30 protein-coding genes are annotated in these 26,778 nt (G+C 67.5%); 21 read left to right on the top strand and 9 right to left on the bottom strand.

All coding sequences use genetic code 11. The features are described from left to right. Position 1 precedes the first annotated feature (1 nt). From tolQ to AT699_RS03755, 8 genes are all read left to right on the top strand, one after another. On the top strand, positions 2–682 hold the full coding sequence (gene tolQ / locus AT699_RS03790) for a protein TolQ (protein WP_006388742.1): 681 nt from the start codon (positions 2–4) through the stop codon (positions 680–682). Next, on the top strand, positions 682–1,140 hold the full coding sequence (locus AT699_RS03785; RefSeq protein ID WP_006388741.1) for an ExbD/TolR family protein: 459 nt from the start codon (positions 682–684) through the stop codon (positions 1,138–1,140). Before tolQ ends, AT699_RS03785 begins: the two co-directional genes overlap by 1 nt. A 39-nt stretch (positions 1,141–1,179) precedes the next feature. Continuing rightward, complete coding sequence (gene tolA / locus AT699_RS03780) at positions 1,180–2,271, top strand: cell envelope integrity protein TolA (protein WP_024067741.1); 1,092 nt, start codon at positions 1,180–1,182, stop codon at positions 2,269–2,271. Between the two features lie 16 nt (positions 2,272–2,287). Further along, positions 2,288–3,610, top strand: a complete 1,323-nt coding sequence (tolB, locus tag AT699_RS03775) for a Tol-Pal system beta propeller repeat protein TolB (protein ID WP_006388739.1) — start codon at positions 2,288–2,290, stop codon at positions 3,608–3,610. Between the two features lie 31 nt (positions 3,611–3,641). Further along, positions 3,642–4,142 carry a peptidoglycan-associated lipoprotein Pal gene (pal, locus tag AT699_RS03770; RefSeq protein WP_006388738.1) on the top strand — a complete coding sequence of 167 codons (501 nt, stop codon included), beginning with the start codon at positions 3,642–3,644 and terminating at the stop codon, positions 4,140–4,142. Between the two features lie 85 nt (positions 4,143–4,227). Then, positions 4,228–4,920: a tol-pal system protein YbgF gene (gene ybgF, locus AT699_RS03765; RefSeq protein WP_006388737.1), complete on the top strand. Its 693-nt coding sequence runs from the start codon at positions 4,228–4,230 to the stop codon at positions 4,918–4,920. Further along, positions 4,920–5,963, top strand: a complete 1,044-nt coding sequence (locus AT699_RS03760; RefSeq protein WP_006388736.1) for a FecCD family ABC transporter permease — start codon at positions 4,920–4,922, stop codon at positions 5,961–5,963. The genes ybgF and AT699_RS03760 overlap by 1 nt, the downstream gene beginning before the upstream one ends. Then, on the top strand, positions 5,960–6,760 hold the full coding sequence (locus AT699_RS03755) for an ABC transporter ATP-binding protein (RefSeq protein ID WP_024067739.1): 801 nt from the start codon (positions 5,960–5,962) through the stop codon (positions 6,758–6,760). The genes AT699_RS03760 and AT699_RS03755 overlap by 4 nt, the downstream gene beginning before the upstream one ends. A gap of 53 nt (positions 6,761–6,813) precedes the next feature. Here AT699_RS03755 and AT699_RS03750 read toward each other — a convergent pair whose 3' ends face one another. Further along, positions 6,814–7,311, bottom strand: a complete 498-nt coding sequence (locus AT699_RS03750; protein ID WP_024067738.1) for a YbaK/EbsC family protein — start codon at positions 7,309–7,311, stop codon at positions 6,814–6,816. 143 nt (positions 7,312–7,454) lie between these two features. Here AT699_RS03750 and AT699_RS03745 point away from each other — a divergent pair, with 143 nt between their 5' ends. Further along, on the top strand, positions 7,455–8,264 hold the full coding sequence (locus AT699_RS03745) for an alpha/beta fold hydrolase (RefSeq protein WP_024067737.1): 810 nt from the start codon (positions 7,455–7,457) through the stop codon (positions 8,262–8,264). Between the two features lie 12 nt (positions 8,265–8,276). Here the strand turns inward: AT699_RS03745 and AT699_RS03740 are convergent, their stop codons facing one another. Then, positions 8,277–8,747: an Lrp/AsnC family transcriptional regulator gene (locus tag AT699_RS03740; protein WP_006388732.1), complete on the bottom strand. Its 471-nt coding sequence runs from the start codon at positions 8,745–8,747 to the stop codon at positions 8,277–8,279. 243 nt (positions 8,748–8,990) lie between these two features. On the opposite strand from AT699_RS03740, the gene AT699_RS03735 reads away from it, so the two are divergent. Beyond that, positions 8,991–9,947 (top strand): DMT family transporter, encoded by a 957-nt coding sequence (locus tag AT699_RS03735; protein ID WP_026382460.1) that lies wholly within the window; start codon positions 8,991–8,993, stop codon positions 9,945–9,947. Positions 9,948–10,008: 61 nt separating this feature from the next. On the opposite strand, the gene fusA is transcribed toward AT699_RS03735, so the two are convergent. The 4 genes from fusA to AT699_RS03715 form a co-directional block, all read right to left on the bottom strand. After that, the gene (gene fusA, locus AT699_RS03730; protein WP_024067736.1) at positions 10,009–12,120 is read right to left on the bottom strand and encodes an elongation factor G; all 2,112 of its coding nucleotides are present in this window, start codon (positions 12,118–12,120) and stop codon (positions 10,009–10,011) included. 279 nt (positions 12,121–12,399) lie between these two features. Then, complete coding sequence (locus AT699_RS03725) at positions 12,400–12,864, bottom strand: universal stress protein (protein WP_006388728.1); 465 nt, start codon at positions 12,862–12,864, stop codon at positions 12,400–12,402. Positions 12,865–12,951: 87 nt separating this feature from the next. Next, positions 12,952–13,296, bottom strand: a complete 345-nt coding sequence (locus AT699_RS03720) for a protein tyrosine phosphatase family protein (RefSeq protein WP_006388727.1) — start codon at positions 13,294–13,296, stop codon at positions 12,952–12,954. A 57-nt stretch (positions 13,297–13,353) separates the two neighbouring features. Then, positions 13,354–14,751 (bottom strand): aminotransferase-like domain-containing protein, encoded by a 1,398-nt coding sequence (locus tag AT699_RS03715; protein ID WP_085941815.1) that lies wholly within the window; start codon positions 14,749–14,751, stop codon positions 13,354–13,356. A 172-nt stretch (positions 14,752–14,923) separates the two neighbouring features. Here AT699_RS03715 and AT699_RS03710 point away from each other — a divergent pair, with 172 nt between their 5' ends. Continuing rightward, complete coding sequence (locus tag AT699_RS03710; protein WP_006388725.1) at positions 14,924–15,850, top strand: DMT family transporter; 927 nt, start codon at positions 14,924–14,926, stop codon at positions 15,848–15,850. Further along, complete coding sequence (locus AT699_RS03705) at positions 15,847–16,491, top strand: LysE family translocator (RefSeq protein ID WP_006388724.1); 645 nt, start codon at positions 15,847–15,849, stop codon at positions 16,489–16,491. Before AT699_RS03710 ends, AT699_RS03705 begins: the two co-directional genes overlap by 4 nt. Before the next feature lie 52 nt (positions 16,492–16,543). On the opposite strand, the gene AT699_RS03700 is transcribed toward AT699_RS03705, so the two are convergent. Both AT699_RS03700 and AT699_RS03695 read right to left on the bottom strand, forming a co-directional pair. Continuing rightward, complete coding sequence (locus AT699_RS03700) at positions 16,544–17,236, bottom strand: LrgB family protein (protein ID WP_024067733.1); 693 nt, start codon at positions 17,234–17,236, stop codon at positions 16,544–16,546. Further along, positions 17,226–17,630 carry a CidA/LrgA family protein gene (locus AT699_RS03695; RefSeq protein WP_024067732.1) on the bottom strand — a complete coding sequence of 135 codons (405 nt, stop codon included), beginning with the start codon at positions 17,628–17,630 and terminating at the stop codon, positions 17,226–17,228. Before AT699_RS03695 ends, AT699_RS03700 begins: the two co-directional genes overlap by 11 nt. Positions 17,631–17,726: 96 nt before the next feature. On the opposite strand from AT699_RS03695, the gene AT699_RS03690 reads away from it, so the two are divergent. The 9 genes from AT699_RS03690 to AT699_RS03650 all read left to right on the top strand — a co-directional run bounded on the left by AT699_RS03690 (position 17,727) and on the right by AT699_RS03650 (position 26,212). Next, on the top strand, positions 17,727–18,614 hold the full coding sequence (locus tag AT699_RS03690) for a LysR family transcriptional regulator (RefSeq protein WP_020925169.1): 888 nt from the start codon (positions 17,727–17,729) through the stop codon (positions 18,612–18,614). Between the two features lie 71 nt (positions 18,615–18,685). Further along, positions 18,686–19,573 (top strand): alpha/beta hydrolase, encoded by an 888-nt coding sequence (locus AT699_RS03685; RefSeq protein ID WP_006388720.1) that lies wholly within the window; start codon positions 18,686–18,688, stop codon positions 19,571–19,573. 258 nt (positions 19,574–19,831) lie between these two features. Continuing rightward, on the top strand, positions 19,832–20,743 hold the full coding sequence (locus AT699_RS03680; protein ID WP_024067731.1) for a dihydrodipicolinate synthase family protein: 912 nt from the start codon (positions 19,832–19,834) through the stop codon (positions 20,741–20,743). A 76-nt stretch (positions 20,744–20,819) separates the two neighbouring features. Then, positions 20,820–21,575, top strand: a complete 756-nt coding sequence (locus AT699_RS03675; RefSeq protein ID WP_006388718.1) for an ABC transporter ATP-binding protein — start codon at positions 20,820–20,822, stop codon at positions 21,573–21,575. After that, positions 21,568–22,287 (top strand): ABC transporter ATP-binding protein, encoded by a 720-nt coding sequence (locus AT699_RS03670; RefSeq protein WP_026382462.1) that lies wholly within the window; start codon positions 21,568–21,570, stop codon positions 22,285–22,287. Before AT699_RS03675 ends, AT699_RS03670 begins: the two co-directional genes overlap by 8 nt. Before the next feature lie 87 nt (positions 22,288–22,374). Further along, positions 22,375–23,580 (top strand): ABC transporter substrate-binding protein, encoded by a 1,206-nt coding sequence (locus AT699_RS03665; protein WP_006388715.1) that lies wholly within the window; start codon positions 22,375–22,377, stop codon positions 23,578–23,580. Positions 23,581–23,692: 112 nt separating this feature from the next. Next, entirely contained in the window at positions 23,693–24,595 is a 903-nt protein-coding gene (locus AT699_RS03660; protein ID WP_024067729.1) for a branched-chain amino acid ABC transporter permease, read from the top strand. Position 24,596: 1 nt separating this feature from the next. After that, positions 24,597–25,562: a branched-chain amino acid ABC transporter permease gene (locus tag AT699_RS03655; protein ID WP_024067728.1), complete on the top strand. Its 966-nt coding sequence runs from the start codon at positions 24,597–24,599 to the stop codon at positions 25,560–25,562. After that, complete coding sequence (locus AT699_RS03650) at positions 25,562–26,212, top strand: GntR family transcriptional regulator (RefSeq protein ID WP_020925174.1); 651 nt, start codon at positions 25,562–25,564, stop codon at positions 26,210–26,212. The genes AT699_RS03655 and AT699_RS03650 overlap by 1 nt, the downstream gene beginning before the upstream one ends. On the opposite strand, the gene AT699_RS03645 is transcribed toward AT699_RS03650, so the two are convergent. Further along, positions 26,187–26,678 (bottom strand): multidrug/biocide efflux PACE transporter, encoded by a 492-nt coding sequence (locus AT699_RS03645; protein WP_024067727.1) that lies wholly within the window; start codon positions 26,676–26,678, stop codon positions 26,187–26,189. The two genes, AT699_RS03650 and AT699_RS03645, sit on opposite strands and share 26 nt — an antisense overlap. Between the last annotated feature and the right edge of the window lie 100 nt (positions 26,679–26,778).

Genomic DNA, 26,778 nt, shown 5'->3' with positions numbered 1-26,778 from the left:
CATGCAAGCCACCAACGACATGTCGTTGCTTTCGTTGATTTCGCACGCCAGCGTGCCGGTCCAGCTGATCATGCTGATGCTCCTGGGCATCTCGATCATGTCCTGGACGTACATCTTCGCCAAGCGGCTGGCCATCAAGCGCGCCCACGCCCAGACCCGCCGTTTCGAAGACGATTTCTGGTCGGGCGGCGACCTGTCGATGCTGCAGCAGGCGGTGGCCTCGCGCCGCGACGAGCAAGGCGCGCTGGCCCGCATCTTCGATGCCGGCATGACCGAGTTCCTGAAGGCCCGCCGCGGCAACGCCAGCAATGACGCCACCGCCGTGCTCGACGGCCCGCGCCGCGCCATGCGCGCCGCCTACCAGCGCGAAATGGACGCGCTGGAATCCCACTTGAACTTCCTGGCCTCGGCCGGCTCGGTTTCGCCCTACATCGGCCTGCTCGGCACGGTCTGGGGCATCATGCACGCCTTCATCGGTCTGTCGAACATGCAACAGGCCACGCTGGCCTCGGTGGCCCCGGGTATCGCCGAAGCGCTGATCGCCACCGCCATCGGCCTGTTCGCCGCCATCCCCGCGGTGGTCGCGTACAACCGCTTCACCAACGACATCGATCGCATCTCGATCCGTTTCGACAGCTTCGTCGATGAATTCCTGAACATTCTGCAACGGCAGGTGCGCTAATGCCCTCGGTAAGCTCGCGCGGCAGGTCCGGCCGCCGCATGAAGGCCGACATCAACGTGGTGCCCTACATCGACGTGATGCTGGTGCTGCTGGTCATCTTCATGGTGACCGCACCGCTGATCACGCCGGGCCTGATCCAGCTGCCCTCGGTGGGCGCCGCGTCCGACGTTCCCGTCAAGCCGCTGGAAGTCCAGATTTCGGAAGACGGCAAGATCGCGCTGCGCATGCGCGAACCCGGCGCCACCATGCAGGACATTGCCCGTCCCGAACTGGTGGCGCAGGTGCGTTCGCGCATCACGGCGGAAACGCCGGTGGTGATCGCGGCCGACGGCAAGGTGCCCTACGAGACGGTCGTGAAGGTCATGGACGAACTGCGTACCAATGGCATCACCCGCCTGGGCCTGCTGGTGGACCAGTCCGCCGGCGGCAACCAGCCCGCCCCCGCGAAAAAACGCTAACGCGACGTCCTCCGCCGGCGCCGCCGGCCTGCAACGCTCATGACGCCACCCATCATTCGACACCACAGCGGCCCCCCGGCCACGCCGCCCAACAACGACAACCGGATCGCGCTGGTCCTGGCGTTGCTGGTGCACGCGCTGCTGCTGGCCGTGTTGATCTTCAACCTGAACTGGCGCACTGAAAACCCGGGACCGGTGGAAGTGCAGCTGTGGGCCGACGGCAATTCGCCGGTCTCGCCCCCGCCCCAACCGCAACCCGAACCGCCCAAGCCCCAGCCCAAGCCGCAACCCGAGCCCGAGCCGGAAAAGCAGCCCGAGCCCCCGCCGCCGCCGCCGCCCAAGCCGGAGCCCCAGGCCCAGCCCAAGGCCGACGAGGTCGATCCCGAGATCGCGCTGCAGGAAGCCAAGAAGAAGAAAGAGAAGGAAGAACAGGCCCGCCAGGCCGCCGAGGCCGCCAAGGAAAAGGCGCGCCTGGAGGAAGAGCGCAAGCAGGCCGAGCTGAAGGAAAAGAAGCGCCTCGAACAGGAACGCCAGGCGGCCGAGAAGGCCGCCGCCGACAAGGCTGCGGCGGAGAAGGCGGCTGCGGACAAGGCCGCTGCCGAAAAGAAGGCCAAGGAAGACGCCGCCAAGAAGGCAGCGGCTGAAAAGGCGGCTGCCGAGAAGGCCGCCGCTGAAAAGGCCGCGGCCGACAAAGCCGCCGCTGAAAAAGCCGCCGCCGAAAAGAAGGCCAAGGAAGAAGCCGCCAAGAAGGCCGCGGCCGACAAGGCCCTGAAGGATGCGTTCCGCAACGACGCCCTGGGCGCGGCCGGCATTCCCGGCGGCACCGCCGACCGCAACCAGGCCGGTGGCGGGCGCGACAGCGGCTATGGCGCCAAGGTGCGCGCCTGCGTGCAACCCGGCGTGGCCTACCCGCCGCCGCCGCGCAGCGGCTCGGACAATCCGACGGCCCAATACCGGGTACAGTTAGGTTCTGACGGGAAGGTTAACGGGGTCACGTTGACCAGTTCCTCCGGCAACGCGGGCTTCGACCGCGCGGTCGAGACCGGCATCCGCCGCTGCAACCCCTTCCCCAAGCCTTCGACCGGCCGCTACGAGCCCATCATTGACGTTGTGTACAGAATGTATGATTGACAGGAGATTGCTGATTATGACTCCCGCCCATAGCCGACGAGCTTCCCCCCTCGTTCTCTGGCGATCGTATGGATTCGGCCTGTTGCTGCTGGCGCTGGCCTGCCTGATGGCCCTCAAGCCCGCCCAGGCCCAGCTGCGTGTCGACATTTCCGGCACCGGCGCCACCCAATACCCCGTTGCCATCGCCGATTTCGCGGTGGACGACGCCCATGGCCGCGCCCTGGCCGAAGTGATTCGCGCCGACCTGACCCGCACCGGCCAGTTCCGCCTGATCAGCGCCGCCGGTTCGGGCCTGAACGTCGATTCGCCCATCGCCCATGACGACTGGCGCGCCAAGGGCGCCGACTTCATCGCCTACGGCAGCATCGTGCGCGGCAACGACGGCCGCTACGACGTGCGCTACCGCCTGGCCGACACGGTCAAGAAGGGCCAGCTGGATGGCGTCGCGTTCTCCGGCACCGAGCAGGAACTGCGCCGCGTCGCCCACCAGATCGCCGACCGCATCTATGAAAAGATCACCGGCGTGCGCGGCGTGTTCTCGACCCGCATCGCCTACGTGCTCAAGCAAGGCGCCACCTACGAACTGCAGGTGGCTGACGCCGACGGCCAGAATCCGCAGGTCGCCCTGCGTTCGCGCGAGCCGATCATCTCGCCGTCCTGGTCGCCCGATGGTTCCAAGCTGGCGTACGTGAGCTTCGAATCCGGCAAGCCGGTGGTGTACGTGCACACCCTGGCCACCAGCGCCCGCGTGCCGGTCGCCAACTTCAAGGGCAACAACAGCGCCCCGGGCTGGTCGCCCGATGGCACCCAGCTTGCCGTGGCCCTGACGCGTGACGGTCTGTCGCAAATTTACATCGTTAGCGCGGCCGGCGGCTCGAATATGAAGCGAGTTACGCGTTCTCCCGGGATTGACACCGAGCCGAGCTTTACGCCGGACGGCCGTTCCATTATCTTTACCAGTGACCGCAGCGGCGGGCCGCAAATTTACCAAACCGGCCTGGACGGTGGCGATGCTCGCCGCCTCACGTTTAATGGTGGTTACAACATCTCACCCCGAATTTCCCCCGATGGATCGACGCTGCTGTACGTTGCCAGACGCGACGGCGCGTTTCGAATCGCATCGTTGAACCTGTCCTCCGGCTCGGAGAACTTGTTGACCGATGGTCGTGACGATCAGTCGCCAAGCTTCGCGCCGAACGGCATGCAAGTCCTCTACGCCGCGATCCAAAACGGACGTAGCGTGCTTGCAGGTGTTTCGAGCGATGGTCGCGTACGGCAGACGCTTTCGGTACTGAACGGGGAAATACGTGAACCGACTTGGGGCCCATTTACCCGATAACACGTGTGACTCTCTTTGCAAAGGAACTATCATGAAGTCGCGCATTGCCAAAAGCCTAACCATCGCCGCTCTGGCCGCCACCCTGGCAGCTTGCAGCTCCGTCCCTCTCGACGATAAAGCGGGTCAGGGCGGAGGCGCTGGCCAAGGATCCTCGGCCTCCGGCCAGATCCTTGATCCCTTCAACCCCCAAAGCATCCTGGCGCAACAGCGCTCGGTATACTTTGACTTCGACAGCTACACGGTGTCCGACCAGTACCGCGGCTTGGTGGAAACCCACGCCCGTTACCTGGCTTCGCACCAGCAGCAGAAAATCAAGATCGAAGGCAACACCGACGAACGCGGCGGCGCCGAATACAACCTGGCCCTGGGCCAGCGCCGTGCCGACGCCGTGCGTCGCATGATGACCCTGCTGGGCGTCAGCGACAACCAGATCGAAACCATCAGCTTCGGTAAAGAAAAGCCGAAGGCGACTGGCTCGTCGGAAGCCGACTTTGCGGAAAACCGCCGCGCCGATATCGTTTATCAGCGTTAAGCTTTTCGTATAGTTAAGTGCCCCACCACGCGTCGGGACGGTCAGCCGGCCGTCCCGACGTTTGTTTTTATCCCCGGGAATTTTCATGCGCGATTACGTTCTGTCCCTGCGTCCCTTGATGGCGGCCACTGGCCTGGTGCTGGCGGCCCTGGCGGCCCCCGCCCACGCTTTCTCCGATGACGAGGCCCGCAAGGCCATCCTGGATTTGCGCCAGCAGGTGCAGCAGCAGAACGAGCAGAGCCAACGCGCCAAGCTGCAATTGGCCGACCAGATCCAGGCCCTGCAGCAGGAAGTCGCCCAGTTGCGCGACCAGCTCGAACTGGTGTCGCGCCAACAGCCCAGCGCCAACAAGCCGGGCGGCGCCGCCGGCGGCGCCAACCCGCCGGGCGCGACGGCCGGCGATCCGCAGGAGCAGGCCGCCTACGACGGCGCCATCGACCTGTTCCGCAAGGGCCAGTACAAGGAAGCGTCCGAATCGCTGGCCGCCTTCACCGCGCTCTACCCCGCCAGCCAGCTCGCGCCCAGCGCCCAGTTCTACCTGGGCAGCAGCCGCTACGCGCTGAAGGACTTCAAGGGCGCCATCGAACAACTGAACGCCATGGTGCAGAAGGCGCCCGACAACGCCCGCGCCCCTGACGCCCTGCTGGTCATCGCCGGCAGCCAGATCGAGATGAACAACCGCGCCGGCGCCAAGACCACGTTGCAGCGCATCGTCCGCGACTACCCGACCACGCCGGCCGCCAACACGGCCAAGAGCCGCCTGCAACTGCTGCAGTAATGGCGGAAGCCGCAACCGCGGTCGCCGCCTACCGGCACATCCTGCGCCGCCGGGCAGGGCTCATCGCCCTGCTGCTGGCGGCGATTTGCATTGGGCTGCTGCTCGATTTCACGCTCGGTCCCTCGGGCCTGGGCTGGGGCGAGCTGTGGCGCACGCTGAGCGCGCCGGCGTCGGCCGATCCGACGCTGCGCGTCATCGTCTGGGATATCCGGCTGCCCTACGCGCTAATGGCCGCGCTGGTCGGCATGGCGCTGGGCCTGGCGGGCGCGGAAATGCAGACCATCCTGAACAATCCCCTGGCCAGCCCATTCACGTTGGGCGTGTCGTCGGCGGCCGCCTTCGGCGCGTCGCTGGCCATCGTGCTGCACCTGGGCGTGCCCGGCATCCCCGACGGCTGGCTGATCGCCGGCAATGCCTTCCTGTTCGCCCTGCTTGCCGCCCTGATGCTGGACGGCGTGGCGCGGCGCGGCGGCATGAACACGTCGGGCGTGGTGCTGTTCGGCATCGCCATGGTGTTCACTTTCAACGCGCTGGTGTCGCTGGTGCAGTTCACCGCCAGCGCCGAGGCGCTGCAAAACCTGGTGTTCTGGACCATGGGCAGCCTGGCGCGCTCGAGCTGGACCACCGTGGCCACGCTTGGACTGGCCTTCGCCGTGGCATTGCCGTTGGCGTTGCGCCAGTCCTGGAAGCTGACCGCCCTGCGGCTGGGCGAGGAACGCGCCGCCAGCTTCGGCGTGGACGTGCGCCGCGTGCGCGTGACGGCACTGGCGCGCGTCAGCCTGCTGTCGGCGCTGGCGGTGGCGTTCGTCGGCACCATCGGCTTCATTGGCCTGATCGCGCCGCACATCGCCCGCCGCCTGGTGGGCGAGGATCATCGCTTCTTCCTGCCGGGCAGCGCGCTGGTCGGCGGCGTGATCCTGTCGCTGGCCTCGGTCGCCTCCAAGAACCTGGCGCCAGGCGTGATCGTGCCGGTGGGCATCGTCACTTCGCTGATCGGCATTCCGTTCTTCGTGGCGGTAGTGCTGCGCCGGAGGCTGCCATGACGGCGGCCCCGCAGCCGGCGCTGGCGATCGAAGGCATCACCTCCGGCTATGGCGGCACGGACGTGCTGCACGATCTGTCGCTGCCCCGGCTGGACGCGGGTGAAGTCACGGCCCTGCTGGGTCCCAACGGTAGCGGCAAATCGACGCTGCTCAAGGCGCTGGCTGGCCTGGTGAAGGCGCGCGCCGGCCAGGCGCGGCTGGACCATCTCGATCTGACGCGGATGGATTTCGCGACCCGCGCGCGCCATCTTGTCTACCTGCCGCAAAGCCTGCCTGCCGCCGTGCACCTGCGGGTGTTCGAATCGGTGCTGGTGGCCGCCCGCGCCAGCCAGGCCGAAGGACCGCCGGCGGATCTGCACGAGATCGACCGGCTGCTGGAGCGGCTGGGCATCGCTCACCTGGCGCTGTGCTACATGGACGCCCTGTCGGGCGGACAGAAGCAGCTGGTGGGGCTGGCGCAGGCGCTGGTGCGCCGTCCGCGCGTGCTGCTGTTGGACGAGCCGCTGTCGGCGCTGGACCTGAACTACCAGTTCCATGTGATGCGGCTGCTGCGGCAGGAAACCGCGCAGCACGGGCTGATCACGGTGATCGTGCTGCACGACCTGAACGTGGCCCTGCAGCATGCCGACCGCGCGGTGATGATCCATGGCGGCAGGCTGGCTGCCGCCGGCGCGCCTGCCGAGGTAATCACGCCAGCGTCGCTGGCGGCTGTATATGGAGTGCAGGGCCGGGTCGAAGCCTGCTCGCGCGGACGGCTCCAGGTGCTGATCGACGACCTGGAAGCGCGTCCGCACTGACCGCTACGTCCCGCGCGGGACCCTGAGGCCGGCGGTCCGGCGGACAGGCAACGCTAGGCGCGCTGCGCGACGTCCGCAACCGGCGCGCCGGTCATGGCGGCCAACTGCTGCGGCGTCAGGTTGAACACGGCGTGCGGGTGCCCCGCCGCCGCCCACAGGCTGTCGTACTGGAACAGGTCCTGGTCGAGCAGCATGACCGGCTTGACCGCGTGGCCGATGGGGCAGACGCCGCCGATGGCGTAGCCGGTCATGTCGCGCACGAACTTGGCGTCGGCCTTGGCCAGGGCGCCGACCTGCTGCGCGACCTTGGCCTCATCGACGCGATTGACGCCGCTGGCGATGACCAGCACCGGCGCATCGTCCGCGGCCCGGCGGAAGATGATCGACTTGGCGATCTGGGCCACTTCGCAGCCCAGCCCCGCGGCCGCTTCCGCCGAGGTTTTGCCGGTCTGCGGTAGCACCACCACCGGCTTGTCATGACCCATTTCGGCGAGCAGTCGGGCGACGCGTTGGGCGGACTCGGGAATATCGGCGGGGGTGGCGGGGGACATCTGGCGAACTCCGTTCAAGGGAAAAAAGATCGGGAAACGAGTTTATCAGCCCCCGCCAATGCCCCCGCCGCGGGCGCGGGCGTGCCGTGGACGGGGGAGCGAACCGGCTAGAATGCCCGCCTGGCTTTCCCAACCCCGATCCGATGCGTTCAGAACCCGTCCTGCCCCTGCAAACCGCCGACATCGGCGGCTATGCCATGTCCTACACCGAATACGGCGAGGGCGAGCCCCTGGTGCTGGTGCATGGCTCGCTGTCGGACTGTCGCTACTGGAAGTCGCAGATAGCGCCGCTGGGTCGCTCGTTCCGGGTGCTGGCGGTGTGCCTGCGGCGCTACTGGCCCGAAACCTGGGATGGCGAAGGCGAGGGGTTTTCGGTGGCGCAGCATGGCGCCGACGTGCTGGCCTTCATCGACCAGGTCGCGGGCCAGCCGGCCCACCTGGTAGGCCATTCGCGCGGCGGCCGCGTGGCGCTGGAGGCGGCGCTGGCGCGCCCGGACGCGCTGCGCAGCCTGACGCTGGCCGACCCGGGCCTGCCGCTGCCCGGAGACAACGATCTGCGCGGCGGCTTCCGTCAGCGCGCGCTGGAATTGATCCGCGACGGCGCGCTCGAAGAGGGCCTGGCGCTGTTCGTCGACACCGTGACAGGGCCGGACACCTGGCAGCGCATGGTGCCCTGGTTCAAGGAGATGGTGCGCGACAACGCCGGCACGCTGTTCGGCCAGGCCCGCGAAACGCCCGCCACCCTGAGCCCGGAACAGATCGGTTCGCTGGCCCTGCCGACGCTGCTGATCGGCGGCGCGCTCAGCCCCGCGCCCTACCCGGCGGTACTCGACGCGCTGGCGCAGTGGCTGCCCCAGGCGCGGCGCGTCGACATCGCCGGCTCGTCGCACGGCATGAACCTGGGCAACCCGCGCGCCTTCAATGGCGCCATCGAATCGTTCCTGCGCGGCTGACCCCGCGCGCCGTCAGGGTTCGACCGACGGCGTGTGCTTGAGGCGCTTGAGCACGAAGGTCGAGCGGCTGTGGCGCACGCCGGGCAGCTTGTAGAGCCGCTTGCGCAGGAATTCCTCATAGCCTTCGGTGCCCGCCACCGCGACCTTGATCAGGTAGTCGTATTCGCCCGTCACCAGGAACGCCTCCACTACCTGCGGCAGGCGCGTGATCGCCTCGCCGAAGCGCGCCAGCGTGTCGTCGTCGTGGTGTTCGAGCGTGACCTCGATCATCACCGTGTCGGGCAGGCCCAGCGCCTTCTGGTTCAACAGCGCCGCGTAGCCCTCGATCACGCCCGCGTCCTCCAAGGCCTTGACCCGGTTCCAGCAGGGCGTGGGCGACAGGCCCACCTGCTCGGCCAGTTTCAGGTTGGTGAGGCGGCCATCGGTGCGCAGCGCGCGCAGGATCTTGCGGTCGGTTTCGTCGATTTTGGGCGGGGTGGACACGGCTGAGAATCCGCAGAAGAGAATATCCCTGTAAAACTTAATTTTATAGGATATATATTCCTCTATCTCTACGGAAATGGCGGGAATCAGGAAACCTATTTTCCCGACCCGGTCGTAGACTTTCCAGCAAGACGGGCATTACCCCGCCCGTCGGATCCAGCGCCTGCGCCGCGGCACAACCCGGCCTTGGCGCCGGTGTAGTCCACCGCAGTTGCCGCGCGCCGATCCGCGCGGCGGGAAATCATGTCTCACGCAGCAGCAGTACCCGCAAGAACCGGCCTGGGCCTGTCCGGCACCGCCATGCTCCTGGCCGCGCCGGCGCTATTCGCCTCCAACATGGTGGCCGCCCGCTGGGCCCACGACGCCGCCCTCCCCCCCGTTTTCCTGGCCTTCGGCCGCTGGCTGATCGCCTTCCTGATCCTGTTGCCGCTGGCCGCGCCGGCCTTGCTGCGGCATCGCCAGGCGCTGTGGCGCGGCCTGCCCACGCTGCTGCCGCTGGCGGTGCTGGGCATGGGCGTGGCGGTGGCGCCGCAGTACATCGGCGCCCAAAGCACCAGCGCCACCAACATCGCCCTGATCTTCTCGTGCAGCCCGATCCTGGTGGCGCTGCTGGAAGCGATCATCTGGCGCAAGCCTCTCTCGCCGCTGCGCGCCGCCGGGCTGGCGCTGGCGCTGGGCGGCGTGCTGGTGGTGCTGACGCGCGGCGACGCCTGGGCGCTGGCGCGGCTGGCGTTCGGCCAGGGCGACCTGTGGGTGCTGCTGGCCGCCACCGGCTGGGCGTTCTATACGGTGCTGCAGAAGCGCCTGACGCTGCCGGCCGTGCCGGACGGCGCGCGGCTGGCGGCGATGATGCTGGGCGGCGCGATCGCGCTGGCGCCCTTCGCCGGGATCGAGGCCGCCGCCGGCGCCACTCCCCCCTGGAGCGATCCGCGCCTGGCGGCGGTGCTGCTGTTCCTGGCGGTCGTGCCGAGCCTGGGCGCGTACTACGTCTACGGCCGGCTGATCAGCCGCGCCGGCCCCGCCACCGCGGGCCTGTCGATGTTCCTGGTGCCGGTGTATGCCGCGTTGCTGGCCTGGCCGCTGCTGGGCGAGGCGCCGCAGCTATTCCATGCCTATGGCTTCGTGATGATCCTGTCGGGCGTGAAACTGGCGTCCTTGCGCATGCGGACGACGACGGCCGGCGCCGCCGCGCCGGCCTGAGGCGCGAGAAAGAAAAAAGGGCCACCCGCGCGGGTGGCCCTCGTTACGGGCAGCTCCGGATTCAGCGGCCCGAGCCCTGGGCCGCGATCACTTCCTGCGCCACCTGGCGCGGCGCTTCGGCGTAGTGCTTGAACTCCATCGTGTAGGTGGCGCGGCCCTGCGTCAGCGAGCGCAGCGAGGTGGAGTAGCCGAACATCTCGGCCAGCGGCACCTCGGCGCGCACCACCTTGCCGCCGCCCCCGGCGATGTCTTCCATGCCCTGCACCATGCCGCGGCGTGACGACAGATCGCCCATGACGTTGCCGGTGAAGTCCTCGGGCGTTTCCACCTCGACCTGCATCATCGGCTCCAGCAGCACCGGATCGGCGCGCCGCATGCCTTCCTTGAAGGCCATCGAACCGGCCATCTTGAAGGCGTTCTCGTTCGAATCCACGTCGTGATACGAGCCGAAGAACAGTGTCGCCTTGACGTCGACCACCGGGTAGCCCGCCAGCACACCGGCGTTGAGCGCCTCGCGGATGCCCTTGTCGACCGCCGGGATGAACTCGCGCGGCACCACGCCGCCCTTGATGGCGTCGACGAATTCGTAGCCCTTGCCCGGCTCCTGCGGCTCGAGCTTGAGCACCACGTGGCCGTACTGGCCGCGGCCGCCCGACTGCTTGACGAACTTGCCTTCGACCTCGTCACAGGTCTTGCGGATGGTCTCGCGATAGGCCACCTGCGGCTTGCCCACCGTGGCCTCGACGCCGAACTCGCGCTTCATGCGGTCGACCAGGATTTCCAGGTGCAGCTCGCCCATGCCGGAAATGATGGTCTGGCCGGACTCCTCGTCGGTGCGCACGCGGAACGAGGGATCTTCCTGCGCCAGCCGGCCCAGGGCGATGCCCATCTTTTCCTGGTCGGCCTTGGTCTTGGGCTCGACCGCCTGCGAGATAACCGGCTCGGGGAACACCATGCGCTCCAGCACGATGACGTGCGCCGGGTCGGTCAGCGTGTCGCCCGTGGTGACGTCCTTGACGCCCACCGCGGCGGCGATGTCGCCGGCGTAGACCTCGGTGATTTCGCGCCGCTCGTTGGCATGCATCTGCAGGATGCGGCCCAGGCGCTCCTTCTTTTCCTTGACCGGGTTGTAGACCGAGTCGCCGGACTTGACCACCCCGGAGTAGACGCGGAAGAACACCAGCTGACCCACGAACGGGTCGGTCATGATCTTGAAGGCCAGCGCCGAGAACGGTTCCTTGTCGGTGGGATGGCGCTCGATCTCGTGGTCGCGCTCGTCGTGGCCCTTGATGGCGGGCACGTCGACCGGCGACGGCAGGTAGTCGATGACCGCGTCCAGCATGGCCTGCACGCCCTTGTTCTTGAAGGCGCTGCCGCACAGCATCGGCACGATCTCGTTGGCGACCGTGCGCTGGCGCAGGCCCTGCTTGATCTCGGCTTCGGTCAGCGCCTCGCCGCCCAGGTATTTCTCCAGCAGCGCCTCGTTGGCCTCGGCGGCCTTCTCGACCATCTTGTCGTGCCACTCCTGCGCCTGCGCCTGCAGCGCCGCCGGAATGTCGCGATACTCGAAGCGCACGCCCTGGCTGGCGTCGTCCCAGATGATGGCCTTCATCTTGACCAGGTCGATCACGCCCTCGAAGCCGTCTTCGGCGCCCACCGGCAACTGCACCGGCACGGCGTCGCCCTTGAGGCGTTCGCTGATCTGGCGCTGCACGCGCAGGAAGTCCGCGCCGACACGGTCCATCTTGTTGACGAAGGCCAGCCGCGGCACGCGGTACTTGTTGGCCTGGCGCCAGACGGTCTCGGATTGCGGCTGCACGCCGCCGACCGCGTCATAGACCATGACCGCGCCATCCAGCACGCGCATGGAGCGCTCGACCTCGATGGTGAAGTCGACGTGGCCCGGCGTGTCGATGATGTTGATGCGGTGTTCGGGATAGTTGCCGGCCATGCCTTTCCAGAAGGCGGTGGTGGCAGCGGACGTGATCGTAATGCCACGTTCCTGTTCCTGTTCCATCCAGTCCATCACGGCGGCGCCATTGTGCACTTCGCCGATCTTGTGGGTGATACCGGTATAGAAGAGGATGCGCTCGGTGGTCGTCGTCTTGCCCGCGTCGATGTGGGCGCTGATGCCGATGTTCCGGTATAGCTCGATAGGCGTCTTGCGAGTCATGGCCTCGTTCCTTGCAGTAATCACCAGGAATGGGCGGCAGGTCCGACCGGATACTGCCGCGGCGGGCGCCATGCCGCGTTGAGAGGTGTGCTCGGGGATTGCGAAACCGCGCCCGCACTATCCGTGAATATTACGCGCCGCGAGCCGGTTTACAAGCTTTAGCCATAAGCGCCATAGGGAATGGCGCGGACATGAAAAAGCCCCTCGGCGGGAGGGGCCTGGCATGCGTCGGCGCCGGCGGGCCTGACGGCGGCCTGACACCGGCGGCGGGCAGCGGTGTTACTTCTTTTCTTCCTTGACGCGGTACACCAGCACGGCGGTGCTGGCCAGCGACAGCACCTTGGCGGTGACGCTGCCCAGCAGCAGGCGCGACAGGCCGCTGCGGCCGTGGCTGCCGATGAAGATCAGGTCGCAACCGGCGTCGGCGGCGGCCTGGACGATGCCGTCGGCCACGTTGAAGTTGGACACGGCGCGCGCCTCGGACTTCACCCCGGCGGTGTCGGCGCGATCGGTGATCTGCTTGAGGTACTTGTCGGCCTGTTCGGCCGAGGCTTTCTCGTAGTCTTCGTCGGTGATGGCGTAGGCCGCGGCCATGCCGTCGAAACCGATGGTGGCGGCGAACGGCTGCGTCACGTAGAGCGCGACGACGTCAGCGCCCACCGAGCGCGCGAAGGAAATGCCGGCGTTGGCGGCTTGGGCCGACAGCGGCGAGCCGTCGGTGGGAATCAGGATCTTCTTGAACATCTTGCCTGCTCCTGTTTGAGAGGAAGTTCCATGCTACCGGAAACCCGCCAGGTTCACATCAAGCGAACCCGGGGTCCTTGATGCGCGTCAACCCAGTTGCTGGGCGGCAGCGAACAGGTTGGTGCAACGCGTCCCGGTGCGGCAGTACGCCAGCACCGGGCCCGGCAGCGTGCGCAGCAGTTCGGCGAAGCGGACCACGTCGGCGGCGGTCATGGCGCTGCCGACGACCGGCTGGTATTCGATTTTCAGACCGGCGGCAGCGGCGGCCTTGGACACATCGGCGGCGGTCGGCTGGTCGGGGCCGCCCTCGAAATCGGGACGGTTGATGATGACGCTCTTGTAGCCGGCGGCCGCCACGTCGGCCATGTCGTCGGGCCCCAGTTGCGGGGCGACGGCGAAATTGTCGGTCAGGGGCTTGATCGGTGCGGACATGGCGATTCCTTGATGGCGAGGTAGAGAGGGCTGGATCCTATTATTGCAGGTGCCGTTTCAGCCGAACAGTTTTTCCAATACGCTCCAGGCCCCGCGTTCGTCCGCCATCGACACCGAAAAACGCAACATGGTGGATGGCGCCTGCGATGGCGAGAACAGCGTGCCCGGCGCCAGCAGCATGCCGCGGTCGGCGGCGGCGCGGGCCAGCACCTCGCTGTCGCGGCCGCAGTCGGCCCAGACGAACATGCCTGCCTGCGGCTCGTGAGGGACCGTCAGGCCCAGCTTCAACAGGCCTTTCAGGCAGCGCTGGCGGGCTTCGTCCACCCGCTGGCGCACACGCTCGATATGACGCCGGTACTGGCCTTCCATCAGTACCCGGTGCACCACCCGTTCGCCCAGTTCGGGCGAGGTCAGGCCCGCCAGCATTTTCAGGTCGGCCAGTTTCTGCAGGATGTCGGGATTGGCGGCCAGGTAGCCGACCCGCAGGCTGGCGGCCAGCATCTTTGAATAGCCGCTGACCAGGATCACGCGGTTCAGGCGATCGAGCACCGCCAGCTTCATGGCGCCGCCGGGGTGCAGATCGCCATACGTGTCGTCTTCCACCACCATGAAATCGTGGCGCTCGGCGATGCGCAGGATGTCGTAGGCGGCGCCGGCCGACAGGGTATGGCCGGTGGGGTTGTGCACCGCGCTGTTGACAATGAAGAGCCTGGGCTTGTGCTGCGCCGCCAGTTGCTCCAGCTGCGCGATGTCGGGACCATCGGGACCGCGCGGCACGCCGATCAGCCGCGCGCCGAACGCGGCCAGCCGGCCGAAGATGACGAACCACGCCGGATCCTCGACCAGCACGGTGTCGCCGGGCTGCACCAGCAGGCGGGCAATCAGGTCCAGGCCGTGCGTGACGCCGTTGGTGGTGAGCAGGTTGCGATCGGGATGGGCCGGCACGCCTTCGCTCTGCAGCGACGCCGCGATCTGCTGGCGCAGCGGCGAAAATCCCTGCGGATGCCCGTAGGACACCAGATGGCCACGCACCGACCGCCCGACGGCGCGCACCGCGCTCGCCACCATGTCCGGATCCAGCCAGTCGGCCGGCAACAGGCCGGCGCCGCCCGGCATGCCGGGGCCGCCACCTTCACGGAACATGCTGCGCAAGAGCCAGGCGATATCCACCCGCGCGGGCGGCGTGAAACCCTGGCTTTCGGGAACCGCGGCGGCCGCGGCCAGCGGGCCGTTGCGGGCCCGCACGAAGAAACCGGCGCCGCGGCGCGACTGCACCAGGCCGCGCGCCACCAGCCGGTCGTAAGCCTCCACCACCGTAAACCGGCTGACGCCGGATTGCTCGGCCATCTTGCGGATGGAGGGCAGGCGGGTGCCGGGACGCAGGCCCTGCTCGTCGATACGGCGGGCCAGGCCGTCGGCCAGTTGCGCCACCAAGGTGGCGTCGGCCTGGCGCACCGGCTGCCAGGGCATGGAGGGGGAGGCAACTGTCATGGGGATTTCACCAGGCCAGTGGTTAAAGTGACATGCAAAAGTGTACCGGTACTGTACCGATGACTATGCGTAGAGTGACAGCAATGGCGCCAACCCGCAAGCCCTGTGGACCGCCCCTTCTTCCGGATGTCCACCGATGAGCCGTTCCGTGCTGTATCCCTCGCCCCAGGTCGCTCCCGCCGCGTCCGCGGCCTCCTCCTGGGAAGGCTATGGCTACGGCCTGCTGGGGGTGGTGGTGTTCTCGCTGACTCTGCCGATGACCCGCGTCGCCGTCGCCGAGCTGCCGCCGTTGCTGGTGGGCCTGGGCCGGGCCCTGCTGGCGGCCGTGCCGGCCCTGGCGCTGTTGTGGCTGACACGCAGCCGGCGGCCCGATCGCCGCGAATGGCCCGGCGTCATCCTGGCCGCGATCGGCATCGTGGTGGGCTGGCCGCTGGCGTCGTCGCTGGCGATGCAGACCGTGGCGTCTTCGCACGGCGCGGTGTTCAACGGCCTGCTGCCCCTGTCCACGGCGGTTTTCGCGGCCTGGCGCAGCGGCGAACGGCCATCGCCGGCGTTCTGGGGCTGGGCCATGGTGGGCGCCGCCCTGGTCTGCGCATTTGCGCTGCGCGAGGGCCAGGGCAGCCTGGTGATGGGCGATTTCTGGCTGTTGCTGGCCGTGCTGCTGGGCGGCATGGGTTATGCCGAAGGCGCGCGCGCCTCGCGCACGCTGGGCGGCTGGCGCACCATCTGCTGGGCGCTGGTGATCAGCGCCCCGGTGCTGGTCGCACCGGTGGGCTGGATGGCTGCGCAACAGGCGGCCTGGCCAGCGGCCGACGTCATCTGGGCCAGCGCCTACCTGGCATTTGGCTCGATGTTCCTGGGGTTTTTCGCCTGGTATCGCGGCCTGGCCGCGGGTGGCATTGCCCGTGTCGGGCAGATTCAGCTGTTGCAACCGTTCCTGACGGTACTGGCCGCCACCCTGTTCTTTGGCGAATCGGCGGACATGGTCACCTTCCTGTTCGCCGCCGCCGTTATCGTTGTGATCGCCGGTGGACGCCGCGCGATCGTTGGAGTCAAGAAATGACGCTGTTCCCTTCCAGCCTGGCCGATGTGCCGCTCGCTTCCCTGTCCCTGCTGGGGCCCCTGGCGCTGTTCGCGCTGGTCAGCTCGATCACGCCCGGGCCGAACAATGTCATGCTGGCCGCATCCGGCCTGAACTTCGGCTTCCGCCGCAGCATGCCGCACCTGCTGGGCGTGAACCTGGGATTCACGCTGATGATCTTCCTGGTGGGCATCGGGCTCGGCTCGGTTTTCCAGCAGGCGCCGGTGCTGTACACCGTGCTGAAGTACGTGGGCGCCGCCTACCTGCTGTACCTGGCCTGGAAGATCGCCAACTCCGGCGGCGTGGAGGAAGGCGCGGTGCGCGGCAAGCCGATGACCTTCCTGCAGGCAGCGGCCTTCCAGTGGGTCAACCCCAAGGCCTGGGTGATGGCGGTGGGCATCATCGCCACCTACACGCCGCAGGCCGGCTTCTTCGCCAACCTGGTGATCGCCACACTGGTCTGCGGCCTCGTCAACCTGCCCAGCATCGGCATCTGGGTCACCTTCGGCACGGCGCTGCGCCGGGTGCTGCACAAACCCTGGGCGATCCGGGCCTTCAACATCACCATGGCCCTGCTGCTGGTGGCCTCGCTGTATCCGGTGGCGCTGGAAGCGCTGCACTGACATGGCCGGGGGGCCGGCGCGCCGCGATGCTCGTGACGCACTGACCCTGGCCTCAGGCCAGCAGGGCGACCACCACGACGGGCGTGACGAGCACGTTGAACAGGCCCGCCATCACCATCACCAGGCCCGCCACCGCGCCCTCTTCGGCCGCCAGCTCGCGCGCCTTGGCGGTGCCGGCGCCATGCGCGCCCATGCCGAACAGCGCGCCGCGCGCCAGGGCCGAGCGTAGCGGCAGCCAGCGTCGCATGAACTGGCCGATGGCCGCGCCGAACACCCCCGTGACAATGACGAACACCGCCGTCAGATCCGGCACGCCGCCAACGTGCGACGACACCGCCACCGCGAACGGCGTGGCCACCGAACGCGGCAACAGGCTCAACCGCAGGCCCGGCGGCAGGTCCAGCAGACTGCCCAGCAGCCAGGCGCTGGCGCCCGCGATGGCGCTGCCCACCGCCACGCCGGCCAACAGCACCGGCCAATAGCGCCGGATCAGCGCGCGCTGCTCATACAGCGGCAACGCGAACGCAACGATGACCGGCCCCAGCATCATCATCAGCCAGTGGGAGCCGGACATGTAGTCGCGATAGCCGGTGTGCAGCAGCAACGCCAGCATCAGCAGCAGGGCTGGCGCCACCACCAGCGTGGACGTCCACCAATAGGCATAGCGGCGATAGAAGAGGCGCGCGCAGACATAGGCCAGCACCGTGGCCAACGGCCAGAACAGCAGATTGAATTCAGCCCGCATGGCGGTTCATCCAGCGGTAGCAAAGGTCGATCGTCAGCGCGGTGCCAACCATGACCAGGGCCGTGCCCAGCAGGATCACGGCCAGCAGTTTTGCGCCCAGCACGCCGAGGAATTCGCGATGGTCCAGCAGCGACATCACCGCGGGCACGAAGAACAGCAGCATCTCGCCCAGCAGCCAGCTGGCGCCTCGGTGCACATTGCGCACCCGCAACAGGCCGGCGGCCAGCAGGGCCAGCACCAGCACCATGCCGATGACGCCGCCCGGTATGGGCAGGCCGGCGGCGTTGGCCAGTACCTGGCCGAGCAGGGAAAACAGAATCAGCAGGACGATCTGCAGCACGCGGCTGCGGCGCAGCAGGCTGCGCAGGACGATGGGATAGCGAGGGCGAGACATGGGAATTTCCAGCGGACAGGAAACGTTTTACGCTCGGCGCGACCATAGATAAAATGAATTTGTCGAATTCATCCCATTCCAAACAGGCATACCCCCATGGATCTGCGCCCCTTGCGCGCGCTGGTGGAAGTGGTCCGCCAGGGCGGATTCTCCCAGGCCGCGAAAGCGGTTTTCGCCACTCAGCCCACGGTCAGCAAGGCCGTGCGCCAGCTGGAAGACGAGATCGGCATGCCGTTGCTCGACCGCCAGGCGCAGCCGCCCCGGCTGACCGAGGCCGGTGAAATCGTCTACCGGCGCGCCGTCAAGATGTTGGCCGAGCGCGACGATCTGTACGCCGAACTGGACGAGCTGCGCGGCCTCAAGCGCGGCGTGCTGCGGCTGGGCCTGCCGCCGCTGGGCAGCAGCACGCTGTTCGCGCCGATGTTCGCGCGCTTTCGCAGCCGCTATCCGCACATCGAGATCAGCCTGCTGGAACACGGCGGCCACCGGCTCGAAGAAATGGTGATGGCCGGCGGGATCGAGCTGGCGGCGTCGCTGCGGCCGGACTCCGACAATTTCGACTGGCAACCGGTGGCGCGCGAGCCGCTGGTGGCGTTGCTGCCGGCCGATCACCCGCACGCCCGGGCCGCCACCGTCGGCCTCGACCAATTGCGCGACTCCCCCTTCATCCTGTTCGAGACCGGCTTCGCCCTGAACCGCATCATCCAGGAGGCTTGCCGGCGCGCCGGCTTTGCGCCGGCCATCGCCGCGAGGAGCGGCCAGATCGACTTCATCGTGGCGCTGGTCAGCGCCGGGCTGGGCGTGGCCTTCCTGCCGCGCGTCAAGGCGGAGGAAGAACGGCACGCGGGCGTGGCGCTGGTGCCGTTGCGCGATGCCCATACGGATTGGGAGATGGGACTGGTGTGGCGGCGTGGCGGTTACCTGTCGCCCGCGGCGCAGGCCTGGCTGGCGCTGGCGCGCGAGATGCATCCGGACACGGCTTGAAGCGATGCGCCAACAATCCGCGTTGTATGCTGGCGGCGCGACCGCGCCCGTCGGCGCGGGTTTCATTGATCATGCCCGCCCTGCCCCGCTTCACCGTCCGCCGCCTGTTCGGCGCCGCCGTGCTCGCCGCCGCCAGCGTGGTCGGCTGTTCGCAGCTTGACTCCTGGCAGCGCCAGACCATTTTTTCGCCGCAATCCGAACCTCAGACCTGGTGGCGCGAGCCAGCCAAGGGCACGCAGGTCTACGACCTGGCGCTGGCCAATGGCGACAAGGTGCGGGCCTGGTACTGGCAAAGCCCGCAAGCCAACGCGCCCACAGTCCTGTACCTGCATGGCGCGCGCTGGAACCTGAACGGCAGCGCCTTCCGCATCGACGGCTGGACGCGCAAGGGCTATTCGGTGCTGGCCATCGACTATCGCGGGTTCGGCGCGTCGACGCCGCGCCTGCCGTCCGAAGCCAGCGCGCTGGAGGACGCCATGGCGGGCTTGAAGGAATTGGCCCGCCTGCAACCGGACCCGGCGCGCCGCTTCATCTACGGACACAGCCTGGGCGGCGCCATCGCCATCAACCTGGCGGCGCGCCCGGAGCAACCGGACTTCGCCGGGCTGATCGTCGAATCCAGTTTCACCAGCATCAGCGCGATGCTGGCCACCATGAAGTGGGGCCGCGTGCCCGGCGCCAGCCTGTTGGTCACGCAACCGTTCGACTCGGTGCAGACGCTGGCGCAACTGCACACGCCGATGCTGTTCATGCATGGCACCGCGGATCGCGTGGTGCCGCACACGATGAGCGACGAACTCTACGCCGCCGCCCGGGGGGTGGCGCCCGAACTGAAGCGGCTGGTCAAGATCGAGGGCGCGACGCATTCGGGCGCGTTCCGCAGCGGCGAACAGTACGACGACGCCGTGAAGACCTTCATGCGCGACGCCAGTCGCGCCTATCAACGCAAGGCCGGCTGACCCTCGCGCCCCGCGACCAGGGGCGGGGCCATCCGTCGAATCCTTCCCGGATCGGGCATGCGTGCCCGGCGTTCGCCGGTTCCCTTCCCGGCCCGCTCCCCCTGGGCCTGATAAGGCGCCCGCACCGTTCTCCCCGGGGAAACCCGCTCTCGGGAAACTCCCATATCAAAATATCTTCTAAATATATTTAACGGATATTAGACTTTCTCCCACCCGCCGCCCTTCCTTCGCGGCGCCGGCCATCCGAGGAGAATCCAGTTGAGTAACGTGCGTTGGCAGGGCGTCTTTCCTGCCGTAACCAGTAAGTTCCATGCCGACGAAACCCTCGACTTCGAAGCGATGCGCAAGCACTTCGGCTTCCTGATCGACAACGGCGTGCATGGCCTCGTCACCTGCGGTTCGCTGGGTGAAGCCAGCACCCTGACGCTGGAGGAAAAGCTGGCGGTGACGCGTTGCGCCGTGGAAGTCAGCGGCGGCCGCATCCCCGTGCTGGCCAACGTGTCGGAGACCAGCACCCGCGAGGCGCTGCGCTTCATCAAGGCCGCGGTCGAGCTGGGCGTGGACGGCTTCATGCTGATGCCGTCGCTCATCTACGTGGCCGATGCGCGCGAGGCGATGCAGAGCATCCGCACCATGGCCGAGGCCGCCGCCAAGCCCTGCATGATCTACAACAACCCGGTCGCCTACCGCGTCGACCTCAAGCCCGAGCACATGGCCGAGCTGGCCGATTGCCAATGGCTGGTGGCGATCAAGGAAAGCAGCGACGACATCCGCCGCGTGACCGACCTGCGCAACAAGCTGGGCGACCGCTATCAACTGTTCATCGGCGTCGACGACCTGTCGTTCGAAGCCCTGGCGCTGGGCGCCGACGGCCTGCTGGCCGGCCTGGTGACCGCCTTCCCGCGCGAGACCGTGGCGCTGTACGACCTGATGAAGGCCGGCAAGTGGCAGGAAGCGCTGGCGCTGTACCAGTGGTTCACGCCGCTGCTGCACCTGGATGTGTCGACCAAGCTGGTGCAGAACATCAAGCTGGCCGAGACCCTGGCCGGCGTCGGCAACGAGCACGTGCGTCGTCCGCGCCTGCCGCTGGTGGGCGCCGAGCGCGAGCGCTGCGCCGGCATCATCGCAGCGGCGCTGGCCAAGCGGCCGCGGCAATACCAGTCGAAGTAAACGACCCAGCCCGAAGCAGGACAGGCGCGCCCGCATGGCCGGGGCGCGCCATCCTCCCGCCAGCCTCTCGGACACCATGCACAGCGACATCATCCTTCAGACCCGGGGCCTCACCAAGGAATTCCGCGGCTTCGTGGCGGTCAACGACGTCAACCTGAGCGTCAGGCGCGGCGCGATCCATGCGCTGATCGGTCCCAACGGGGCCGGCAAGACCACGGTCTTCAACCTGCTCACCAAGTTCCACATCCCGACCCGCGGCGAGATCGTCTACGACGGCGTCGACATCACCGGCGAACGGCCGGCGCAGACGGCGCGGCGCGGCATCGTGCGCTCGTTCCAGATTTCGGCGGTGTTCCCGCAGCTGTCGGTGCGCGAGAACGTGCGCGTGGCCTTGCAGCGCAAGCTGGGCGTGGACTATTGCTTCTGGCGTTCGGAGCGCTCGCTGGAGCGCCTGCATGCACGGGTCGAGGAACTGCTCGACCAGGTCGGCCTGCGCGCGCAGCTGGACGTGGCTGCCGGCGACCTGCCCTACGGCCGCAAGCGCACGCTGGAGATCGCCACCACGCTGGCGCTGGAGCCCGAACTGCTGTTGCTGGATGAGCCGACGCAAGGCATGGGCCACGAGGACGTGGACCGCGTCAAGCACCTGATCAAGCAGGTCTCGGCCGGCCGCAGCATCCTGATGGTGGAACACAACATGAAGGTGGTGGCCGACATCTGCGACACCATCACCGTCCTGCAACGCGGCGAGATCCTGGCCGAGGGTCCGTACGCCGAGGTGTCCGCGAACCCCGCGGTGCGCGAAGCGTACATGGGAGCGGAAGATGAATGACAAGACCCCGGCGCGGTCCATGCTGGAGATCCGCGACCTGCACGCCTGGTATGGCGAATCGCACATCCTGCACGGCATCGACCTGGACGTGAAGGCGGGCGAGTGCATCACGCTGCTGGGCCGCAATGGCGCCGGCCGCAGTTCGACCCTGAAGTCGGTGCTGGGCCTGGTGGGCCGGCGCAGCGGCTCCATCAAGGTGCAAGGCCAGGAAACCATCGGCCTGCCGCCGCACAAGATCGCGCGCCAGGGCATCGGCTACTGCCCCGAAGAGCGCGGCATCTATGCCTCGCTGACCGCCGAGGAAAACCTCATGCTGCTGCCCACGGTGGGGCCGGACGGCATGTCGGTGGACGAGATCTACACGATGTTCCCCAACCTGAAGGAACGCGCCCACAGCCCCGGCACCCGGCTGTCGGGCGGCGAGCAGCAGATGCTGGCGATGGCGCGCATCCTGCGCACCGGCGCCCGCCTGCTGCTGCTCGATGAAATCACCGAAGGCCTGGCGCCCGTCATCGTGCAGGCGCTGGGCCGGGTGATCCGGCAATTGCAGGAGCGCGGCTACACCACCGTGCTGGTCGAGCAGAACTTCCGCTTCGCCCGGCACCTGGCCGACCGCCATTACGTCATCGAGCATGGCCAGGTGGCCGCCGTGATCGAGCGGGCCGAGGTCGAGCGGTCGCAGGACCGGCTCAACGCCCTGCTCGGCATCTGAGGGCCGTCGCGCGCAGTTCCCCGTCGTTGCAGTTTCCTGTGGTGCTTCCGACCGCAGTCCCCCCATTCCCATACGGAGCGTAGTCAGATGAAATTGAATCGAATCGCAGCGGCGCTGTGCGCCATTGGCCTGGCGGGCGTCGCCCACGCCGAGGCCGGCATCAGCGACGGCATCGTCAAGGTGGGCGTGCTGACCGACCTGTCGGGCGTCTATTCCGACCTGGCCGGCAACGGCTCGGTGGTCGCGGCGCGCATGGCGGCCGAGGAAATGGGCAACAAGGTGCTGGGCAAGCCGGTCGAGGTGGTGGCCGCCGACCACCAGAACAAGCCCGACGTCGCCGCCAACCTGGCGCGCGAATGGTTCGACCAGGGCAAGGTCGACATGATCACCGACTTCCCCACCGCGTCGACCGCGCTGGCCGTGATGGAAATCGCGCGCCAGAAGAACCGCGTGACCATGCCGTCCGCCGGCCTGTCGACCGCGATCCTGGGCGAGAAGTGCTCGCCGCTGAACGCACAGTGGACCACCAACACCTATGCGCTGGCAGCCGGCACGGCGCGCGCGCTGGTCAAGGAGGGCAAGAAGACCTGGTACTTCATCACCGCCGACTACACCTTCGGCCACTCGCTGGAAAAGGACGCCACCGAAGTGATCCAGGAAAACGGCGGCAGCGTGGCTGGTGTCTCGCGCCACCCCTTCCCCGGCAACGACTTCTCGTCGTTCCTGCTGAAGGCGCAGGCCTCCAAGGCCGACGTGATCGCCCTGGCCAACGCCGGCAACGACACCGTCAACGCGGTCAAGCAGGCCAATGAGTTCGGCATCACCAAGAAGCAGATCGTGGCGCCGCTGCTGACCTACATCTCGGACGTGCACAGCATGGGCCTGGCCAAGGCGCAGGGCATGTACCTGACCGAAGCGTTCTACTGGGACTACGACGACGCCTCGCGCGCCTGGGCCAGGAAGTTCTTCGAGAAGACCAAAAAGATGCCGACGGCATCGCAGGCCGGCGTCTACTCGGCCACGCTGTCGTACCTGAAGGCGATCGAGGCGGCCGGCACCGACGAGGCGCCGGCGGTCATGGCCAAGCTGCGCGAGATGACCATCAACGACGCCGTGATCCGCAACGGCAAGCTACGCGCGGACGGCGCGCTGGTGCACGACATGCTGCTGTTGCAGGTGAAGGCGCCGGCCGAGTCCAAGGCGCCGTGGGACTACTACCACGTGAAGTCGGTGCTCAAGGGCGACGAGGTCTTCCCCAAGCCGCAGGCCGCCTGCGCGCTGAACAAGTCCTGACGCCCGCTGGCGCCGGGCGGCTTGCGCCCGGCGCCGGTTCGAGCCGCCCGCGGCGCGCGGCAACGCGCGCCTCCCGCAAACCGACGCGTCCCGTGTCCGATCGCCGCCCACTATGTTCGACATCTCGCTTCCCGCCCTGCTCGCCCAACTGCTGGTGGGGCTGATCAACGGCTGCTTCTACGCCATCCTCAGCATGGGGCTGGCCATCATCTTCGGCCTGCTCAACATCGTCAATTTCACCCACGGCGCCCAGTTCATGATGGCGGCGTTCCTGGCGTGGATCGGCTTCACCCAGCTGCCGCAACTGCTGGGCCCGGGCGCGCAGATCAACTTCTGGGCGGCCCTGGTGCTGGCGCCGTTGATTGTCGGCGCGGTCGGAGTGGTCATCGAGAAGACACTGCTCAAGCGGCTCTACCACCTGGACCACCTGTACGGCCTGCTGCTGACCTTTGGCATCGCGCTGATGATGGAAGGCGGATTCCGCTACTTCTACGGCATTTCCGGCGTGGGCTACGAGCCGCCCGAGATCCTGCAGGGCGGCTTCGACCTGGGCTTCATGTTCCTGCCGGCGTACCGCGCCTTCGTGGTGGTGGCGTCGCTGCTGCTGTGCCTGCTGACCTGGTACCTGTTCGAGCGCACCCGCCTGGGCGCGCTGCTGCGCGCCGGCACCGAGAACGCCCGGCTGCTGCAGGCCTTCGGCGTCAGCGTGCCGGTGATGATCACGCTGACCTACGGCTTCGGCGTGGCGCTGGCCGGCGTGGCCGGCGTGCTGGCCGCGCCCGTCATGCAGATCAATCCGCTGATGGGCTCCAACCTGCTCAATATCGTGTTCGCGGTGGTGGTGATCGGCGGCCTCGGCTCGATCATGGGCGCCATCGTCACCGGCCTGGCGCTGGGCCTGCTGGAGGGCCTGGCCAAGGTGTTCTACCCCGAAGCGTCCACCGTGGTCGTGTTCATCGTGATGGCGGTGGTGCTGCTGACGCGCCCCGCGGGCCTGTTCGGCAAGGAGAAATAAGGTGTCGCGCTTTCCTCTTTCCATCCGCATCCTGGCGCTGCTGCTGGTGCCGGCGCTGCTGGTTCCGTGGTTCCCGCAGATTGTCTATCCGGTCTTCGTCATGAAGGTGCTGTGCTTCGCGCTGTTCGCGCTGGCCTTCAACCTGCTGACCGGCTTCACCGGCCTGGTGTCGTTCGGCCACGCCGCCTTCTTCGGCTGGGCCGGCTATGCCGCTGGCGAGATGATGATCCTGTACGGCGCGGCCGGCCTGCCGCCGGAACTGGCCATGCTGTGCGGCGTGGCCATGGCCGCCGCCATCGGTTACGCGATTGGCTGGCTGGCGATCCGCCGCACCGGCATCTATTTCGCCATGATCACGCTGGCGCTGTCGCAGGTGGCCTACTTCATGGCGGTGCAGGTCCGCTGGACGCGCGGCGAGGACGGCATGCAGGGCATTCCGCGCGGCAAGTTCCTGGGCCTGGTCGACCTGAGCGCCGACACCAACATGTATTACTTCACGCTGGGCGTGTTCGTGCTGGGGTTCCTGTTCGTCTACCGGGTCATCCATTCGCCCTTCGGCCAGGTGCTCAAGACCATCCGCGACAACGCGCCGCGGGCGATTTCGCTGGGGTACGATACGGATCGGTGCAAGCTGCTGGCGTTCGTGCTGTCGGCCTCGGTGGCCGGCCTGGCCGGTTCGCTCAAGGCGCTGGTGCTGCAGCTGGTGGCGCTGAACGACGTGTCGCTGGCCACCTCCACCGAAGTCCTGCTGATGACGCTGCTGGGCGGTATCGGCACCGTGTGGGGTCCCGTGGTGGGCGCCACGCTGGTCGTCAGCCTGCAGAATTACCTGGCCACCCTGGGCGATGTCGTCACCATCGTCATCGGGTTGATTTTCGTGTTGTGCGTGTCGTTCTTCCGGCGCGGGTTCGTCGGCGAATGGCTGGCCTACACGCAGTGGCGCAAAACGAAGGAAAACAACCGTTGATGGCAGGAGCAGAACCCAAAAGGCGCGCGGCAGACGTCGCCTATGACCAGATCGAAAGCATGATCGCCACCCTGCAATTGCAGCCGGGCAGCGCGGTGGTGGAAGCCGATCTGGTCGAAAAGACCGGCCTGGGCCGCACCCCGCTGCGCGAAGCCCTGCTGCGCATGGTGGCGGCCGGGCTGATCCGCCAGGAGCCGCGGCGCGGCCTGCGGGTGTCGATGATCCAGTTGGCCGACCACATGGACCTGATCCAGACCCGCCGGGCGCTGGAGCAACTGATCGCCGCCAGCGCCGCGCGTCGCGCCACGCCGGCGCAACGCGCCCAGATCGTCGAATGCGCGACGCAGATGGTGCGCGCGGCCGAGGGCGGCAACCTGGACGACTACATGCAGGCCGACCAGTTGCTCGACCACGTCTGCCACAGCGCCTGCCGCAACGTGTCGGCGGTGAACGCGGTGGAACCGCTGATCATCCAGTGCCGGCGCTTCTGGTACGCCTACCAGCACGAAGGCGACATCGCCGAGGGCGCGCGCCGCCACATGGCCATGGCCGCCGGCATCGCCACGGGCGACGAAGCGGCGGCCATCCGGGGCGCGGATTCGCTGATGGACTACCTTGAGATGTTTACGCGCAAGGTGATTGACGCGTAGCGCTCGCGGCCGGAGCGTCGGCGTCCTTGGCGCCGCGCGCCAGCCAGGCCAGGACGCGCGGGCGGGCGCGGTCGTAGCCCAGGTTGTAGAAGAAGGCGTACGGCAGGTAGAACAGCACCAGCGCGATGTCCAGCACGAAGGCCTGCCACAGGCTGATGCTGAGCCACCAGGCGGCCAGCTGGATCACGATCAGGATCAGCCCCAGTTCGAAGCCGAACGCGTGGATCACGCGCACGCGCAGGTTGCGGGTGATGCCCAGGCGGTTCTCCAGGCGGTCGAAGCCGGCGTTGTAGATCATGTTCCAGACCAGCGCGACCCAGGCGATCACGGCGGTCAGCACGCCCATTTCGAACAGCGACTTGCCCATGGCCCAGGCGGCCACCGGCGCGCACAGGCCGATGGCGAGGATTTCGAACAGGAAAGCGTGGATGAAGCGCTCTTTGATGGTTTTCTTGGCTTGCGTCATGACCCACCTCTGAGGTCGTTTGTTTCAGTGACCGAGGGATTTTCGACGATATTTCCGGTACGATAAAGATGATATCCATCGGAAAAACCGATAATGAAAA

The organism is Achromobacter xylosoxidans (genome assembly GCF_001457475.1).
Lineage (GTDB): Bacteria > Pseudomonadota > Gammaproteobacteria > Burkholderiales > Burkholderiaceae_B > Achromobacter > Achromobacter xylosoxidans.
The sequence above is the reverse complement of the archived record's forward strand: the minus strand, read 5'-3'. Positions and strand labels throughout refer to the sequence as shown.

Coding starts and splice junctions, on each gene's coding strand:
- tolQ (WP_006388742.1), top strand. CDS start 2: ATGCAAGCCACCAACGACATGTCGTTGCTTTCGTTGATTTCGCACGCC.
- AT699_RS03785 (WP_006388741.1), top strand. CDS start 682: ATGCCCTCGGTAAGCTCGCGCGGCAGGTCCGGCCGCCGCATGAAGGCC.
- tolA (WP_024067741.1), top strand. CDS start 1,180: ATGACGCCACCCATCATTCGACACCACAGCGGCCCCCCGGCCACGCCG.
- tolB (WP_006388739.1), top strand. CDS start 2,288: ATGACTCCCGCCCATAGCCGACGAGCTTCCCCCCTCGTTCTCTGGCGA.
- pal (WP_006388738.1), top strand. CDS start 3,642: ATGAAGTCGCGCATTGCCAAAAGCCTAACCATCGCCGCTCTGGCCGCC.
- ybgF (WP_006388737.1), top strand. CDS start 4,228: ATGCGCGATTACGTTCTGTCCCTGCGTCCCTTGATGGCGGCCACTGGC.
- AT699_RS03760 (WP_006388736.1), top strand. CDS start 4,920: ATGGCGGAAGCCGCAACCGCGGTCGCCGCCTACCGGCACATCCTGCGC.
- AT699_RS03755 (WP_024067739.1), top strand. CDS start 5,960: ATGACGGCGGCCCCGCAGCCGGCGCTGGCGATCGAAGGCATCACCTCC.
- AT699_RS03750 (WP_024067738.1), bottom strand. CDS start 7,311: ATGTCCCCCGCCACCCCCGCCGATATTCCCGAGTCCGCCCAACGCGTC.
- AT699_RS03745 (WP_024067737.1), top strand. CDS start 7,455: ATGCGTTCAGAACCCGTCCTGCCCCTGCAAACCGCCGACATCGGCGGC.
- AT699_RS03735 (WP_026382460.1), top strand. CDS start 8,991: ATGTCTCACGCAGCAGCAGTACCCGCAAGAACCGGCCTGGGCCTGTCC.
- fusA (WP_024067736.1), bottom strand. CDS start 12,120: ATGACTCGCAAGACGCCTATCGAGCTATACCGGAACATCGGCATCAGC.
- AT699_RS03725 (WP_006388728.1), bottom strand. CDS start 12,864: ATGTTCAAGAAGATCCTGATTCCCACCGACGGCTCGCCGCTGTCGGCC.
- AT699_RS03720 (WP_006388727.1), bottom strand. CDS start 13,296: ATGTCCGCACCGATCAAGCCCCTGACCGACAATTTCGCCGTCGCCCCG.
- AT699_RS03710 (WP_006388725.1), top strand. CDS start 14,924: ATGAGCCGTTCCGTGCTGTATCCCTCGCCCCAGGTCGCTCCCGCCGCG.
- AT699_RS03705 (WP_006388724.1), top strand. CDS start 15,847: ATGACGCTGTTCCCTTCCAGCCTGGCCGATGTGCCGCTCGCTTCCCTG.
- AT699_RS03700 (WP_024067733.1), bottom strand. CDS start 17,236: ATGCGGGCTGAATTCAATCTGCTGTTCTGGCCGTTGGCCACGGTGCTG.
- AT699_RS03695 (WP_024067732.1), bottom strand. CDS start 17,630: ATGTCTCGCCCTCGCTATCCCATCGTCCTGCGCAGCCTGCTGCGCCGC.
- AT699_RS03690 (WP_020925169.1), top strand. CDS start 17,727: ATGGATCTGCGCCCCTTGCGCGCGCTGGTGGAAGTGGTCCGCCAGGGC.
- AT699_RS03685 (WP_006388720.1), top strand. CDS start 18,686: ATGCCCGCCCTGCCCCGCTTCACCGTCCGCCGCCTGTTCGGCGCCGCC.
- AT699_RS03675 (WP_006388718.1), top strand. CDS start 20,820: ATGCACAGCGACATCATCCTTCAGACCCGGGGCCTCACCAAGGAATTC.
- AT699_RS03670 (WP_026382462.1), top strand. CDS start 21,568: ATGAATGACAAGACCCCGGCGCGGTCCATGCTGGAGATCCGCGACCTG.
- AT699_RS03665 (WP_006388715.1), top strand. CDS start 22,375: ATGAAATTGAATCGAATCGCAGCGGCGCTGTGCGCCATTGGCCTGGCG.
- AT699_RS03660 (WP_024067729.1), top strand. CDS start 23,693: ATGTTCGACATCTCGCTTCCCGCCCTGCTCGCCCAACTGCTGGTGGGG.
- AT699_RS03650 (WP_020925174.1), top strand. CDS start 25,562: ATGGCAGGAGCAGAACCCAAAAGGCGCGCGGCAGACGTCGCCTATGAC.
- AT699_RS03645 (WP_024067727.1), bottom strand. CDS start 26,678: ATGACGCAAGCCAAGAAAACCATCAAAGAGCGCTTCATCCACGCTTTC.